At 56.2% G+C, this 14,540-nt stretch carries 17 protein-coding genes; 9 read left to right on the forward strand and 8 right to left on the reverse strand.

Translation table 11 applies throughout. The features are described from left to right. Nucleotides 1–205: 205 nt before the first annotated feature. Entirely contained in the window at nt 206–1,096 is an 891-nt protein-coding gene (locus JFT63_RS24835) for a hypothetical protein (RefSeq protein ID WP_016969805.1), read from the forward strand. On the opposite strand, the gene JFT63_RS24840 is transcribed toward JFT63_RS24835, so the two are convergent. The 7 genes from JFT63_RS24840 to JFT63_RS24870 form a co-directional block, all read right to left on the reverse strand. Further along, nucleotides 1,075–3,015 (reverse strand): AAA family ATPase, encoded by a 1,941-nt coding sequence (locus tag JFT63_RS24840; RefSeq protein WP_083377955.1) that lies wholly within the window; start codon nt 3,013–3,015, stop codon nt 1,075–1,077. The two genes, JFT63_RS24835 and JFT63_RS24840, sit on opposite strands and share 22 nt — an antisense overlap. 105 nt (nt 3,016–3,120) lie before the next feature. Beyond that, nucleotides 3,121–3,351, reverse strand: a complete 231-nt coding sequence (locus tag JFT63_RS24845; protein ID WP_060765410.1) for a hypothetical protein — start codon at nt 3,349–3,351, stop codon at nt 3,121–3,123. A 2-nt stretch (nt 3,352–3,353) separates the two neighbouring features. Continuing rightward, nucleotides 3,354–4,745 carry an exodeoxyribonuclease VII large subunit gene (xseA, locus tag JFT63_RS24850; RefSeq protein WP_060765411.1) on the reverse strand — a complete coding sequence of 464 codons (1,392 nt, stop codon included), beginning with the start codon at nt 4,743–4,745 and terminating at the stop codon, nt 3,354–3,356. Then, nucleotides 4,732–4,944, reverse strand: coding sequence for an exodeoxyribonuclease VII small subunit (locus JFT63_RS24855; protein ID WP_013100931.1), 213 nt, complete (start codon nt 4,942–4,944; stop codon nt 4,732–4,734). Before JFT63_RS24855 ends, xseA begins: the two co-directional genes overlap by 14 nt. A 73-nt stretch (nt 4,945–5,017) precedes the next feature. After that, entirely contained in the window at nt 5,018–5,647 is a 630-nt protein-coding gene (locus JFT63_RS24860) for a hypothetical protein (protein ID WP_013100930.1), read from the reverse strand. 321 nt (nt 5,648–5,968) lie between these two features. Then, nucleotides 5,969–6,676 carry a DUF2786 domain-containing protein gene (locus tag JFT63_RS24865; protein WP_060765412.1) on the reverse strand — a complete coding sequence of 236 codons (708 nt, stop codon included), beginning with the start codon at nt 6,674–6,676 and terminating at the stop codon, nt 5,969–5,971. Between the two features lie 29 nt (nt 6,677–6,705). After that, nucleotides 6,706–7,182 (reverse strand): hypothetical protein, encoded by a 477-nt coding sequence (locus JFT63_RS24870; RefSeq protein WP_198844948.1) that lies wholly within the window; start codon nt 7,180–7,182, stop codon nt 6,706–6,708. A gap of 386 nt (nt 7,183–7,568) precedes the next feature. Here JFT63_RS24870 and JFT63_RS24875 point away from each other — a divergent pair, with 386 nt between their 5' ends. After that, nucleotides 7,569–7,829, forward strand: a complete 261-nt coding sequence (locus JFT63_RS24875; protein WP_161969142.1) for a hypothetical protein — start codon at nt 7,569–7,571, stop codon at nt 7,827–7,829. 782 nt (nt 7,830–8,611) lie between these two features. On the opposite strand, the gene mobI is transcribed toward JFT63_RS24875, so the two are convergent. Continuing rightward, entirely contained in the window at nt 8,612–9,106 is a 495-nt protein-coding gene (gene mobI / locus JFT63_RS24880; RefSeq protein ID WP_013100926.1) for a conjugative transfer protein MobI(A/C), read from the reverse strand. A 260-nt stretch (nt 9,107–9,366) separates the two neighbouring features. On the opposite strand from mobI, the gene JFT63_RS24885 reads away from it, so the two are divergent. The 7 genes from JFT63_RS24885 (at nt 9,367) to JFT63_RS24915 (ending at nt 14,527) form a co-directional block, all read left to right on the forward strand. Then, nucleotides 9,367–10,347 (forward strand): ParM/StbA family protein, encoded by a 981-nt coding sequence (locus JFT63_RS24885; protein WP_028621613.1) that lies wholly within the window; start codon nt 9,367–9,369, stop codon nt 10,345–10,347. Nucleotides 10,348–10,383: 36 nt separating this feature from the next. Next, a complete protein-coding gene (locus JFT63_RS24890; protein WP_080922816.1) occupies nt 10,384–10,656 on the forward strand; it encodes a hypothetical protein in 273 nt (90 codons plus the stop codon). Further along, nucleotides 10,649–11,218, forward strand: a complete 570-nt coding sequence (locus tag JFT63_RS24895; protein WP_013100924.1) for a transglycosylase SLT domain-containing protein — start codon at nt 10,649–10,651, stop codon at nt 11,216–11,218. The genes JFT63_RS24890 and JFT63_RS24895 overlap by 8 nt, the downstream gene beginning before the upstream one ends. A gap of 10 nt (nt 11,219–11,228) precedes the next feature. Then, nucleotides 11,229–12,263 (forward strand): hypothetical protein, encoded by a 1,035-nt coding sequence (locus JFT63_RS24900; protein WP_013100922.1) that lies wholly within the window; start codon nt 11,229–11,231, stop codon nt 12,261–12,263. 82 nt (nt 12,264–12,345) lie between these two features. Continuing rightward, nucleotides 12,346–13,647: an RNA-guided endonuclease InsQ/TnpB family protein gene (locus tag JFT63_RS24905; RefSeq protein WP_028621615.1), complete on the forward strand. Its 1,302-nt coding sequence runs from the start codon at nt 12,346–12,348 to the stop codon at nt 13,645–13,647. Nucleotides 13,648–13,665: 18 nt separating this feature from the next. Next, nucleotides 13,666–14,037, forward strand: a complete 372-nt coding sequence (locus JFT63_RS24910) for a hypothetical protein (protein WP_169715582.1) — start codon at nt 13,666–13,668, stop codon at nt 14,035–14,037. A 184-nt stretch (nt 14,038–14,221) separates the two neighbouring features. Next, complete coding sequence (locus JFT63_RS24915) at nt 14,222–14,527, forward strand: hypothetical protein (RefSeq protein ID WP_043859881.1); 306 nt, start codon at nt 14,222–14,224, stop codon at nt 14,525–14,527. Nucleotides 14,528–14,540: the final 13 nt, after the last annotated feature.

The raw sequence follows: 14,540 nt of genomic DNA on the forward strand, positions 1-14,540 counted from the left end.
GCTGATGTCGGCCGATTATTCCACGCCGTCAGCGCCAGCAAGGCCGTAATCAGGTCGTAAAGCGGTCAGAAAACGTTCTCCCTACTCAGGGGGATAATTTCTATCTGGAGTGCTTGTATCTGGCCCTATCAGGCATTGCGCCAGCGGCCGTTGGGATTTCGGTAGGAAATGAGACGGTGGCCACCTCCTACCAGGAACCACCAGCATGGAAATCAACCGCCTCCCCGCTTGGCTTCAGGCTTACCGCGATGGCCATCGTCAAGGCAATGCCCAAGCGCTAGCAGCCTATGCCGATTACTACTGCATGGACGGGTCAGCCGACATGGAGCTGGATATTGAGGAGCGGCTTGGCTACATCCCTCCGCCGATGGTCTCGTATGCAAGCCGAACGGGCACACGCCGCAACCTCGCAGCAATGCGCGGGGCGGGTTGGCGTTTACTCGTTTCTGCGGCCGGGGTTCTGCGCACTGAGGGGTTCGAGCATTACGCCTTGGACAACGGAGCGTGGAGCGCTTTCCAGCAGGGCACGCCGTTCGATGAGCGTGCTTTCGGCCGTGCCGTGGATCTTCTTGGCGAAGACGCTGACTGGGTTGTCCTACCTGACATCGTGGCAGGTGGAATGGAGTCGCTGGATTTCAGCCTGCGCTGGCTGGATCGGCTAAAGGGATTCCCTCAAAGGTTGCTCATTGCTGTGCAGGATGGAATGGAGCCAGACGATGTGCGTGAGTTCTTGAGCCCATCCGTAGGGATATTTCTCGGAGGGAGCACCCCTTGGAAGCTGCAAACCATGGCTGCCTGGGGTGTCCTTTCTCGTCGCCGCAACTGCTACTACCACGTTGGCCGGGTCAACAGCGCTCGACGGATCGGAATGTGCGCTGCCGCCAGTGCTAATTCCTTCGACGGTACCAGCGTGACACGCTTCGCCGACACGCTGCCTGCGCTCCATGCCGCGCTGTGCTATGCCGATGACCAGGGTGATCTTTTCTCTCTAGCGAAGGAGGACGTTGCAGCCACGCCATTCAATTGCTGTTGGCCGCTGCCTTCGAGACAGCACTGTTTTCATGGAGCCCACCATCATGAAGATGGGGTTATCTGAGCTTTCGCTGCCGTGGACATATCAGACGCCCAGTCCCGGAGATAACCAGGAACGATGAGCTTGTGACGAGCTCTCGATCCACCCGTGTAAAGGGCTGCAAAAGCCCTGCTCGCCGCAATGCGGTCACCAGGCCCTACTTGACTGAGCAAGTCTGGCGCGAGCATCACAGCGTCGATCTCTGAATTGCGTGCGTCCATGACCCGGCCGAGCTGTAGCGGGGCTGTCCCTGACGCATCGAGGTTGAGTAACGATGCCTCGAACTCTGATGAGCTATAGCCCTTACTGAGCATCCGGTCGATGCGCTGAAAGCTACTATTTTTGCTGCCCATGTCCGCCCGGAGATCATCCCAGTTGGTGTACCTGAAGAGCGCGCTGTGGGTTGGCCGTACCTGATCATGGAACAGGCCAATGCAATCGAGAATGAACCGGCGGAAAGTGTTGATTGCTCCAGGTAGCAAGCTGAAGGTCGCGCCAGCGCTCCCCAGGCGCTGAAACCACTCGAATAATCCCCACTCGGAATCAACCAGTATCGTCACGGCCCCGGTGGGAACCTCTGGCTTGTCGTAGTAGACAACCTTTGTCTCGATGCCGTTGTTGCCCTCGAGCGAAGCCAATTTCAGTATCGGGTGTTTGTCGATGAGGGGGTTTATGACTCCCTCGATCTGCCGGCCGGCGCGAATGGAGTGGGTGATCTCGTGCTTGCGGAGTGTGCTAGCCCGTTGGTAGTAGCTCCCATCCAGGCGCTGGCATGCGTCACCCAGGGTAATCACGGGCTGGGTACAGCGGTCGAGAAATACCGAGAGTGGCCAGCTCAGGTCGTGAGCTTCATCGACAATGATGTGGGTGAACTCCAGACCTATGACCGCCTCATGAAGAAGGGTCATGTGCTTGATTCGGTGATAGCCGCGAAGCGGGAGCTGAAGGCGCTGATCGGTTGGTTCTATGGTCTGGTCCCACAGCCTTTGCGCATACCCTACCAGTACCAAGCGATCTACGGCATCGAGGGTAAGCCCTTTGGGGATGTGCTGCTCTGATAAGGCAAGGTCAGTGCTGTTGCAAAAGGAGGCAACCATCCTCGCGCAGGCCGTGGCTACTTGGGCTGGACTGAGCCTACTTATCGACCCGAAGCCTAACCGGGAAGCGATGTCTTCCGGGGTAACCTGGTGCCGAGCGGATGCCCGCTTGCCCGGCCTGTAATAACCGACACTTCGTTCAAGCACGTAGTTGGCGAGATCTCCGAACGTCATTCCTCTCACGTTCGCGGCTCCGATTCGCTGCATCAAGGCCTGGAGCTGCACCGCGGTGAACGCCAGCACGAGTGGTCGACATGATGAAAGCGAGTCCACCAAGCGTTCGATCATGTGGGTCTTGCCGGTACCAGCCAGGCCCTGGATATGGATGCTCTCATCGGGTTCGGCGTGAATAACGCGAAACGTCCGGCTCTGCTGATTCGACAGAGAAATTGTTTTCCCCGATGGGGTCTCGAACGAATGCTTGAGCGGGTTGAGCTTTTGGGTGTGCGCTGCACAGAAGTTGAAGTCCCAGTGGCCACCATTCAGGAATTGCGTCGCGTCCAGCGTCTCCTCATCCAGGAAGCGCAGCCGCAGCCGAGGCATAAGCGCCAGCCCTCGCTCAAACAACTCTCGCTTAAATCGGCCGGCAATCAGGCTAGAAAACGTACCAGGTGGATGCGTTTGGCTCAGTTCCGTTCCAACTGAGATCAACTCGGCCAGGGCCTTCTCAACGAGCATTTCGCTTTTCGGCTTTCCGTCCAGGGCCGGTAAATTCTGGATGACAGCCACCGAAGCCACTTGGGGCACGTCCCACTGCCCCAGTAGGACACGAGCAGAACTACTCGGATCAACCAAGATGTCGGCCTGTGAAGCCAGCAGTGGGATGTAAAGAACCGGGTCGCTCACACTTTTATCTCGGTGAAATGAACATCGTCGACCGCCACCAGCACTATCGCCGGCGGCGGGCCCAGCTATCCAGTGTATGCCAGGCCAGCCGAAGGTCACACTTTCTCAACGCCGGTACCAGTTGAGCTGGTAGCACCTGGCGTCCTCGGGAATCTGATCGGGTGGCCAGCGCAGGCAATCCAGATACAGGCGCTCAGGTTTGCTTGGGCTGGGCCGAGTAGCCTGCACCAGGTAGGCCGAGCCACCGGAAGTGAGGATGTAGTCGCCAGCGCTCAGGTCGCCAGCGCCATCGATGTACAGCTTGCATGGGGTGTAAGGTTGGCCGCGACTAGCCATATTCAGCGATCCTCAACTGCGGCGATGACATGGCCATCGGCGAAGGCCAGATCCAGCTTGCCTGCATCGCGAGCCTGCTGGGCACTGCTGATTATCTCCCCACCAGGGCCACGGACTAAGGCAAAGCCTCTCCCGAGCAGTGCAAGCGGATTTGTCTTGTCGTAGACCGTGCATGCAAGCTCCAGGCGCGAAATTTCCTTGGCGATCAGCGCCCTACTCAGGGAAGCCACCCTCGAGGCGGCAAACAGCCCCCTTTGGCGCTCAGCTACACACAGACCAGCCCCGAGCCTTGAAAATCGATCCTGCGCGAGCTGGAGGGCCATGCGCTGTTGACTGAGGAGGCGGTCTCGGCCTTTGTCGAGGCTGCTTTGCTGTTGCAACAGTTGCCGATGCTCCCCATGGAGCGTTTCCGTCACCCGCCGGCTGAAGGTGCTCCAAGCGCGATCCAGATGCGGGGCTTGCCCAGACACCAGGCGCAAGATCATGCCGTTGGCCCGCTCGACCTGAGCCCGAGCAGTTGAGGCCTCAGACATGAGCGCTGTTTTGATGAACCCGATGACCTTCGATGGTGTGTCGAACCGGCGGTGTGCCACGAGGTCAAGCACGCATTCGTCGATCTCGTGCCCAATGCCGGTGAATACCGGAACAGGCAACCGGCACACCCAAGCCGCAAGGTTCGCGTCGTTGAGCCAGGCCAGATCGCTTTTCGCCCCACCCCCGCGGATGATGCATACGGCGTCGAATGGCTGCTGTTGATGTTGCTCATGAACCGTCCGCAACGCAGAGCGGATGCTGTCTGATGCATCACGCCCCTGGAACGTCGCTGAGAAATACTCGAAGCCGCACACCTCGGCCGCAGCCAACTGCTCTGCATCACGCCGAAAATCGGCCAGCCCAGCAGCCTCGTGCGGAGCCACAACCGCAACGCGCCAGAACCCCCCTGGAGAGGGAAGTCCCCGCTGTAGGTCGAACCACTGCCGCTCCTTCAGGGAGGCAATGATCTTCTGCATCTTGGCCTGCATGTCACCCAGCGTGTAGCTCGGGTCGATGCCGGTGACCATCAGGGAGAAGCCAAACTGAGGGGAAAAATCCGCCCTCACTTTCAGCAGGACGTTCATTCCTGCTTGGGGCAGGCCTCCGGTTGCCTGCTGCCACTCACCAAGTACCTTGCCGGCGACGTTCGCAAACATGGTGCACCGTGCCTTCGCGACCTCGGCTCCCTCACGCGACTCCAAGATGTCCATGTAGCAGTGGCCGTTCGGGCGGCGCTTGAAGTCACTGAGTTCTGCAACAACCCAGCAGCTGTCTGGCACCGCAGCACGGATGGCCTTCTGGATCTGGGTAAGGTATGCGCTGAGAGTGAGGTGCTGCTCAATCGGATCAGGTGCGCTCACCGGCCTGTCCCTCTTCAGCGCCCAAGGTTGCTTGAACAACGCCCTCGATGCGGGTAAGCCGGTCGGCGCAGAACTTACGGGCATCCGCAAATTCGCGAGCAAGGGTCTCCAACTCGTCGATGCTCACTTCATTGCGCTCCAGGCGCTTTACCGTCTGGTCGATGAAGGCGATGTTGGCTTCGTAGGTATCTCGGCTCATGTGGGAAGTCCTGGGGAAGATGGGATCAATCAACGTGCCGATTGTCGCAGCTTCCCCAAAAGACCCAACCCTATCAGCCTTCAGGCTGAACCCACGTTGTCTGACCCTCTGGGATCACGCCTCGATTGCAGCCGTATTTGGACAGGTACAACACCCTGCTCTGCCGCAACCAGGCCTCAACGGTTGGAACGATCATCGCGGCATACTCGGCAAGGCTCGGGTGTTTCTTCCAGTCTCCATTGCCGATCGCGGATTCCAGCGAACGGTCATACCAGGCGTTGACCAGCTGCTCGACTCCAGCCAGTTCCTCGCCGGCGGACGGTGCGGAATGGATCAGGTTATGCGCCTCGCGTTTCCTTTGCTCTCGGGTGGCATGTGCAGCTGGTAACGCTCCAAGGGAGAAAAGAGCGTCCTCAAAATTGAGGTGACGCTTCTCGTGAGTAGTCGAGTCCTCGGCTACATCGGGGACGAACGAAAAGCGGCAGAGCTTGCAGTAGACCACGCCACCGTCCTTCCGCTCGTAGTGCTGCTCTAACGAGCGAGCGACCCACTTACGAACTTCGTGATAGCTGCGTGCTTGAAGATGATGCTGCGCCATCAGGTTGAGGCGCTGCGCATGGCTCAGTCCTGGGTGAAGGGCCTTTGCCTGTTTGGCGAGCTTTTTGAGGTTTTCGATATCGCGGAGTGTGATTGGGTTTTGCATACGGCAGCCTCCAAAGGCTGATGCTCTGTGTCCACTTCGGAGCACCCATAAGGGTTCCGTTGGTTTGTCGGTAGTGCTTTCGCTTTGCCAATGTGGACGGCAGGCACCTACCCGTGTGCCGAGAGGAATATCTCTGTCTCGATTGCGAACGTCAAGTGTAATGTCGAATTTCGCCCGGCTGGTTGAAATTTGAGCATCGCCGGGGGAGCGTTCCCAGACCGCCACGCCAGGACTTTATCCACAGGCTTACCCCCACTTTCAGGGGACAAACCTCGGGCGAAAAAAATCCCGCTCGAGCGGGACTTATTCCTGGGCCCTGCGTCATTCCAGCTCCAACTGCCTGTGCTCGTCACGCCCCATGGGTTTGTGCAGAGAAACGCTTTCACCGTCCCTTTTGCCCTGAATGTAGGCTCGGTACGCATCCATATCCAGTTTTCGGCGTTTCATCTTTGTGACCGGAACACCTGGATAATTTCTCTGCGTATAAGCGTGGATTGCCCTTTCCACTTCTTCCGTAACGCCGGAAAATTCCTCTACTCGTTTGTGTACGCCGATGATCCATGCTTCCGCATACAGCACCCCCGCTTTGCGCCTTTGAACTGTGCCCTGAATACTGACTCCTGAGAGGTATTTTCTCTTGGAGTCTTTCAGTTGCCGGATAAGCACCTCATACGCATAGGCCGACATTTCAGCGCTACCGATTTCTCCAATAAAAATCAGCGATTGCCCGTCAGGGCCATAGCTGTAGAAACTCACACAGCCAAACGCTTTAGAAACCGTCATCGACAACATGCGAATCCATTGTGGCGGAACGCTTTTGGCTTTACCGATCCGCAGGGAAAATTCTTCCGTCTGGGTGGCATGCACATCGCCTATCTCCAGCTTGAACTTATCCATAAGTTTGCGGGCTTGCCGCATTGCTGCTTCGGCCTCATGCGGGTTGCTGGATTTGGCGAGCGCAAAACATTTCTTGATTCTGTCCAGTGCGCGAGCGCGCTTATTCTTGTCTCCAGTCGCGCACTCACTCACCGCTCAATCCTCCGCTTCGCGACACGTTATTAAGCATGACGCTTCAGCGACAACCAATATCTCCCCGTATTGGGGTTGCTCAGCAAGTATACTTGCTCCATCCCCTCAAAGGAGGTGTCCAACTTTTGGACGCCAGCCCCGAAATACTCCCCCAAACGCGACAACACTTTTTCCTGTTCTGCTTGCGGCTGGTCTTTAAGTTCATCGAGAACCATCTTCAGCTCTGTGATAGCGGCGGCAAAAACCGTTCTTGCTCGCAACGCATCCGCTTGCCCGAGCGTTGACTCGTATTCACTAAGCACTACCGCCATCGCCATAGAACTACGCTCACGCAACCCTGCGCACTCCTGAGTGAGTACGATTGCAATTAGGAGATCATGACTGCCCGGAATGTCTGCATGCAGCACCTCCAATATTTCCTCAGACCACTCCTTATCCGCAGGGAGGTTGTATCCTTCAAGAGAAAAACTACCGCTGGCCCCGATCAACTCATTAACGCCGTACATAAAATCCCCTTGTCCCTAAATTTGTGGTTCACCTTAACAACATGCATCCATCCGCTTCGCGACACGTTTAAAAGCGCACGAACGCAGCATCGAACTAGATCTTCCTGTTTGATTCGTAACTGATTCGGTTCATCAGGCAGTAGTCGACAGTGTATCCATCTATCCGGGTAACGATTTCCCCAGTCAAATCGAGCAGAGCAGATGCCCCTGCGTAAAATCCAATTCCGCCGCTGGCATATTTTCCGCTCCGAACCTGGAATCCTTTGGCGTCAGTGATGGATACGCCGGATATTTCGTGCCATAGGAGAAATACACCCTCCCCGTACAGGCCGTCATCCCGCACTGAAAAAAGAACCTGCCGGAGTTGGCTCCCATGGGCAACGCCTATGAAATCGCCGTTTGGTAGCACCGGCGGGAATAACCTGCCGTCATCTCTTTTTCTAAACTCCAAATGTCACCGCCTGTTCATTGCCGTGTTTCGCCGGCTCTTTATGTTCGATATCACGCTGGTGACAACCAATGCTGACTTGATCGACAAGCTTACGCAGCAAGCGATGCCGGTAATGCACATGCCAGTGAAAATCATCCCGTGGATTGCTGATGTCCATGCTCCGAGGTATGGCAGGTTCGCGAAGATCATTCGCTAGGCCCTCCCCTTACGCTCGCAGATTTGCCAGCCAAGGCTTTCATCGCCGCCCGCAGTTTCGCGCAGTCGGTTTTCGCATCGCTGAGTACATACCTCGATCCGTAGTAGGTCAGCCAGGCGGTTGCTAACCCGGCACTCAACGCGCCGATTGATCCAAGCAGTAGTTCCAGTTGTTCGCTCCCGAGCATGAGATTTACTCCCTCTCAATCCTGGCTGCTTACTCCAGCCCGCAAATTTGCGCTGTGCCAATGCTCCCACCATCGCAATCAATCCCAAGGATTTAGTGCGCTCCGAATCCGCTGCCCGCCCTCTACCTGCCCGCAGGTGCTTGCTCACTTCCGTTACACCCCCTTCACCCGCTTCGCGACACAGGTTCAGGAAAACCACCCTCACACCACCTCGCTTGCTTATGGGAGTCTGACGGTTCACCTCACATAGAGAGAAAATCGCATTGGGGCTAGTTTCATGCGCGCCGCTCTGAAAGGCCCGCGCAACGGGGCGTGTAGCGATATCCACGTCAGATGGTTGCCGTGAAGGGGTGTCGTCATCGCCAAAGGGGTGTCGTGAAGGGGTGTTGTGAAGGGGTGTTGCTGGACTGAAACGCCCGCCCGCTAAGGCGTCGCGGCTATTCAGCCGGGTCAGTTTGCAGCAAACGGTACTGTGAAGAGGTGTCGTCATCGTCGAAGGGTGTCGTGAAGGGGTGTCGTGAAGAGGTGTTGTAGGTCGGAGCCCTTGATTTTGTTGGGCTCCACCATTTTTCGGCACAGTTCCCAGGCGACTCGCTTAGTCGGACGTTGCGGGGTAATCATGAGTGATGAACGCAGAAATCGAGCCGTCAACCACGCCAGCTTTCTTCACCGCAGGGACAAGCTGACGGCGGACTCGCTGAATGACCGAGCACGTTTCCCGGATCTCGGCGAGCTGGATTTCGTAGGCCCGAACGATGTTCTTCAAGGGCTCCTTGACGAATGAGAACGACGAGACCGGGTACTTGCTTCCCTGACCCTTATTGATTGTCCGGATGACCCGCGGTTTCTTGGCTTCGCCTTCCTTGAGCCTCGGCAAAATGACTTTCGCCCATTCGATGGTGACGGCATTCGGGCTGGATTGCCGGATACGGATCACGATCGGTATGTGCCCTGGCTTACCTGCGTGCAGTGAAAGGGCTGTCTGGAAGAAAGAGTCGCGCAGCTCCTCCGCTCGGCCGACAAGGCTGGAATAGACGCGATCAAGCTCCGCTACTGCTGGGTGCTTGGGGGCTTCAGAGGGTGAGTTCATATGTTGCTCCTTTGTGGATGGGAGCATTTTGCGGGTCGACAGAGAAGGCGTGGATCGTTTTCAGACGCTAAAACGTCCTGAAAACGAAGCCCAAAGCTTTCAGGAAGGCTGATTATTACGGTGCGTCGTCATCTGGTGACCGGGTGATGCAGATATAGCGCTTGGGATTCTTTGGATGTGGGGTTTCATGTGCTGCGGGGTCATTCGCGTCGTCATCTGACGCACTTCTTTTGTCATTTTTTGCTGGGAGCGGCATTCGAATGGGTAACGCCTTAGGTCTGGATATTGGTTACAGCAACGTGATTGGCGTTTTTGGCAGTGGGGATGGGCATCCGGAGTCGATTATTCGCCCCTCGCAGGCCGCTCCCTTGAGCGTTCTGCCTGGGGATTCTGGGTTACGCGCTGGTGAAGTAATCGTGGAGGTTGATGGAGCGCCCTGGGTGGCATTTGCCGCGCCCGGCCGTGTTCAGGATGGACGAGAACTGCACGAGGATTACACGTCTTCGCACGCCTATGAGGCCCTGTTTAAGGGAGCTCTGCTGCATGCTGCGGGTGATAAAGACGTGATTGACTGCTTAGTAACTGGCCTTCCTGTCTCGCAGGCTCGCGATAAGGCCTATGTGGAAGCCCTAGTAAAGCGTATGACTGGGACGCATCGCATTACGCCAAAGCGAGAGGTTACCGTTAAGCGAGTAGAGGTTGTTGCTCAGCCGATCGGGACTCTGACAGAGATCTACTGCAACTCAGATGCATCGGAAGTTATTGAGGAGTCAGTTTCGATCATTATCGATCCGGGATTTTTCAGTGTTGATTGGGTCGTATTTGACCATCGCGAGCTGGTAGTCAACTCCAGCAGCAGCAGCCTCAAGGCTATGTCTGTTGTACTTGAAGCGTGCAATGAAGAGATTGCGAAGGATCATGGCGGTATTCCTGGCGTAGAAAAGATTGAACATGCGCTCCAGTCGGGTAAGTCATACATCCTGATTTATGGCCGCAAGGTTGAACTTGCAGAATATCTAGAGCGTGCTGCCGAACGTGTTATCCCATCCGTTTTCACTGAGATTAAGCAAGGACTTCGATTCCTGAAGGGCCGTGCTATCGACTGTGTGATCCTCGGCGGCGGGGGAGCCTCATTGTATGAGCCATTTGCCAGAAAAGAATTTCCCGATGCATTGGTAGTCAAGCCCGTGAACAGCGTAAAAAGCAATGCCGAAGGTTTCTGGCATATCGCACGCTCTTAATTTAACGGGTGCGCAAGGACGCGCTAAGGAGGGAATGTGGATAAAACGATGAGACTACAATGTCGAGTCACGCCAGCGACACAAGAATTGCACGCGCATCTTGAAACTATTGACCCCGATTATCGGGGTAAAAGACTTGTTGCAATGGCAGCGCTATATCTAAGCATGATTAGTGCGACCGAAGATGCTAAAAGCAAGCAAGCAGATACTCAGCAAGATAATATTGTTGCTGATGACAAAAAGGAACAGGTCAGTAATGAGCCAGCCTCTCGTCCAGTTGCCAGCTGGATAAGGGGGGCAAATGTTTAATATCCGTATCAGTTCTTTTATTGCAGTATCTGCATGCATTGCCATAGGTACTTCAGTGAGCGCTAAAGCTAATGGCTTTTCATTAAAAGGAACGATGTGGGAGCGAGCGTCAATGGCCTCCGCATGCAAGCCGGACCCTCTGCTTCTATATTCACTAGCTCTAAAGGAATCTAAAACATCTGCCGGAAAAGGGATGATTGCACCACACCCGTTTGCGCTTCGCAATGAACCTAGTGGCGCTCTGTACCCTAATACCTACATGGATGCCAAGGCTGTACTCGGCAAATATATTGCCGAAGACATCCTCACCGACATAGGGATTATGCAAATAAACTATCGTTGGAACGGCAATAGAGTAGCGCGCCCGGAGTTTCTTCTTGACCCCGAGGTGAACATCCGCGTTGGTGCTCAGATACTTTGCGAGTCGATTGCTCAATATCCTGTCGATATGCAACTTGCTATTGGTGGGTACCATACACGAAACCCAAAGCGTGAACTTGACGCACGCGAGTATGCGAGTAATGTGCTCAGCATTTGGCGTTCACTACAGCGTTTAAAGTAAGGGCAGGGACATGCGAGTTAAGATCAACGCATCGATGATACAAATGGGCCTGCGCTGGCTGACATCTGGCTTGCGGGATTTCAATGTCATTCTCGCCGAGCAGCGCTTGACTCAAAGCGATATGGTTTGGCTTTCGTCTTTGAGCGCGAACCAGCGTCAGTTGAACGCTGTAGATGCCCTTCCCGTTTCTCTCTACCGTGTTCACTACAACACCCTGAAAGTCGGCAGGGGCTACCTGGACGATGAGGAGTTCAGGGAGATTGGCAACAAGATGGTCATGTTCATGGAGTTTTGTCATTTCTCCCGCGTCAACGAAACAAGCCCTATTCTGGCTGTAGGCCTCGACGATGTTGGGTATCGGGTGTTCGAGGCAGGATCTTTCGACTCTCGCATGATGCTGGTGAGCCGCGGCGGGTTCTCGATTGGCACCAGGTGCAACCTCAGGAAGCTGAGGATGAACTTATCATCGCCAGATGATCAACTGAGAGACGTGACCACCGTATTGCTTGGCGACCTTCGGTACTTCCTGAAGCCTGGCGTAAGTGGCATAGGCCGGGTTAAAGACTATCCGTCTACGATGCCCCTCGATGTGGTTGCGACCGAGTTGCTTCAGCAGAAGCTACAGCCGAAGCTGGTCGCGCAATGGACAGGATTGAATGCAGACGAGGTAGTTCGGATGAAGCGCTCCTTGCTACGGGATACCCCCCTTGTCCAGTCCCAAAGCGGGCGCATACAGGCACCGAATAAGACACTGGCTGAAAGCCCTCTTCACAGCCTGCTCTACCTCACTGTGTACAGGCTGCTCGCCGACAATCCTCTTCGGCGGACGAATGCTCGCGCGGTGGTTGCGGCTCATCGTGAGTATGTGGAGCTGTGTAAAGCGGTTGGCGTCGAGGCCAGCGATATGATCTCCCCTTCCAATGGCTACCAGCTCAGCAACGCAATGAAGACCGGAGACATCACTCTCACCCCATGCAGCAAGTGCAAGGAGATCAATGCTCGTTACGCGCTCAAGCCCGGCCGATGCATCTGGTGCAACCACTGAACATCCTCTGCCAGGCCCGTAGCCAGGCGGCATGCCAAGCGGACGACTTGGGTTATGGGTGAGATGCTGTAGGGTCGGAAGCATGCAAAGGCGAAAAGTGACCTTTAGGCTTTACCCCAATGTCAGCCAGCAAGAACGGCTGGACGGCTGGGTGCGCCTGCACGCCGAACTGTACAACGCTGCGCTTCAGGAGCGCATCGAGGCGTACCGCAAAGCTGGTATCAGTATCAGCTACTACGACCAACAGAACACGTTACCCGTCATAAAACAGTTTCGGCCGGAGCTGGTCGAGCTGGGTAGTCATGCCCTGCAAGAGACCCTGCGCCGACTGGATCGAGCCTTTCAGGCGTTCTTTCGCCGGGTCAAAGCTGGCCAGTCACCGGGATTTCCCCGCTTCAAATCCAGCGCCCGCTACTCGGGCTTCTCCTACCCCGATCCAGCCGGCTGGAAGCTCCAGCAGCTCGGCCAGCGCGGCGGCACGTTGCGGCTGGGCAGCGGCAAGGGCGCGATGATGATTCGTCTGCGGGGCCGCCACCGTTTCGCCGATTTCACGCCGAATGACCTGACCCTCAGCCGCCGCCGCAATCACGCCACCGGCCAAGATCAGTGGTATGCCTCGATCACCCTACGGGTGCCCGAGTCCGCCTGTCGGCGTGAGCGAACAGGCGACGATGCAATTGGTATCGACCTGGGCGTCAGTCACTGGGCCAACTTTGATGATGGCAGCCAGATCGAAAACCCCCGCTGGCTGCGCGAGGCGCTGCCCCAGTTGGCCAACCTGCAACGACAACGCGCCAGAAGGAAGCGGGGTTCGCACCGCTATCGGCTGCTAAGCCAGGAAATCATCCGTCTGCACCAGCGCATTGCAGATGGACGGCGCGACTTCCTGCATAAACAAACGACTTCCCTGGTGCAGCGCTGCGCCCTGATCGCCACGGAAGAACTGCAACCCCAGAACATGAGCCGCAGCGCTAAGGGCACGGTTGAGAAACCGGGCCGTCGCGTGCGGCAAAAGGCTGGACTGAACCGGGAAATTCTCTCGGCCGGCTTCAGCATGGCGCATCAGATGCTCACCTACAAAGCGCACGAAGCTGGTTCCGTTTTGCATCTGTCCGATACGCGCCGATTAAAACCCTCGCAGCGCTGTTCAGCCTGCTGGGCCATCGTGCCCAAACTGCTCAGTGAGCGCATGCACCGCTGTGCCTGTGGCTGCGTGCTGCCGAGGGATCAGAACAGCGCCAGGGTCGTACTGCTCGACGCCTGGATACTGCAAGACACGCCTGGGACGGGCGTGACGGCGAGACTCAAGCCGCTGTCCGCGCAAGCGGTCAAGCCCAAGTCAACGACCCGCGAAATTCCGACGACAACCGCACATGCGGTTTAGTGGCGGAAGAGTTCATTGGTGAACGAGATGCGAAACGACAAAGTTGAGTGCCAGTGCTGCAAGAAAATGATGGTCCCGAAGGTGGTCACTAGCGCCCCCTTCTACATCAGCGGCGTCCCCGTTGGTGGCCGGGACCCGGAGTCTTCGGTTTGTCCGTTTTGCCTGTCGCCCAAGTGGATGCTGACTGAGCAGCAGGTTCTCACTGGAGCAAAAGCGAATGCTGAGTTTTTTGGCATCATGGTGTTGCTTCTGATCAACATCGTCGTGTTCGCCCGCTTGGGTGCCGAGGCGTTGGGCGTGAGCCTTGGCCTGTCTGTTTTGATGTTCCTGTTGCGGGAGCGAATTGCCATCGCGGTGAAGGGTTGGCTGGCCGAACTCTTCAAGGGATGAATTGGGCAGTCGATAGAGAGAAAGGTTTCGTTGTGCGCCAGGCTCGCCCGCAGTCGCGAAGGTGAGGTGTCTACCCATCCAGGGAGAGGCCTGCCCTAGCCAGTTCCTGCCATTACGTAGATTCGCTTGGGTTTACAGCGCGCTGTGAGATTCTTAGGGTAAGAACTTTCGAGGGGTGAACGAGATGCGAAACGACAAGGCTGAGTGCCAATGCTGCAAGAAAATGATGGTTCCACGTGTGGTTATGGAGCGATCGATTTATGTCGATGGTGTGCAGGTCGGGGGTGAGAAGCCTCTCAAAAGCATCTGCCCCTTCTGTTTGAGCGAGGAGTGGAATGGGATGCCTCGGAAAAGCGGGCTTGCTCGCTTGCGTCGTGATGCCATTCTTGGGCTTCGAGCGATTTCTTTGGAGCTGACTATCATTGGTGGAATCGCCCTCTTTTTCGCTGTCATGGCGATCTACCGATTTGTCTTTGTCGGCTTCAACTAAAAAGGGGCTATAA

The organism is Pseudomonas sp. MF7453 (genome assembly GCF_016405455.1).
In the GTDB taxonomy this organism is placed as follows: Bacteria; Pseudomonadota; Gammaproteobacteria; order Pseudomonadales; family Pseudomonadaceae; genus Aquipseudomonas; species Aquipseudomonas paralactis.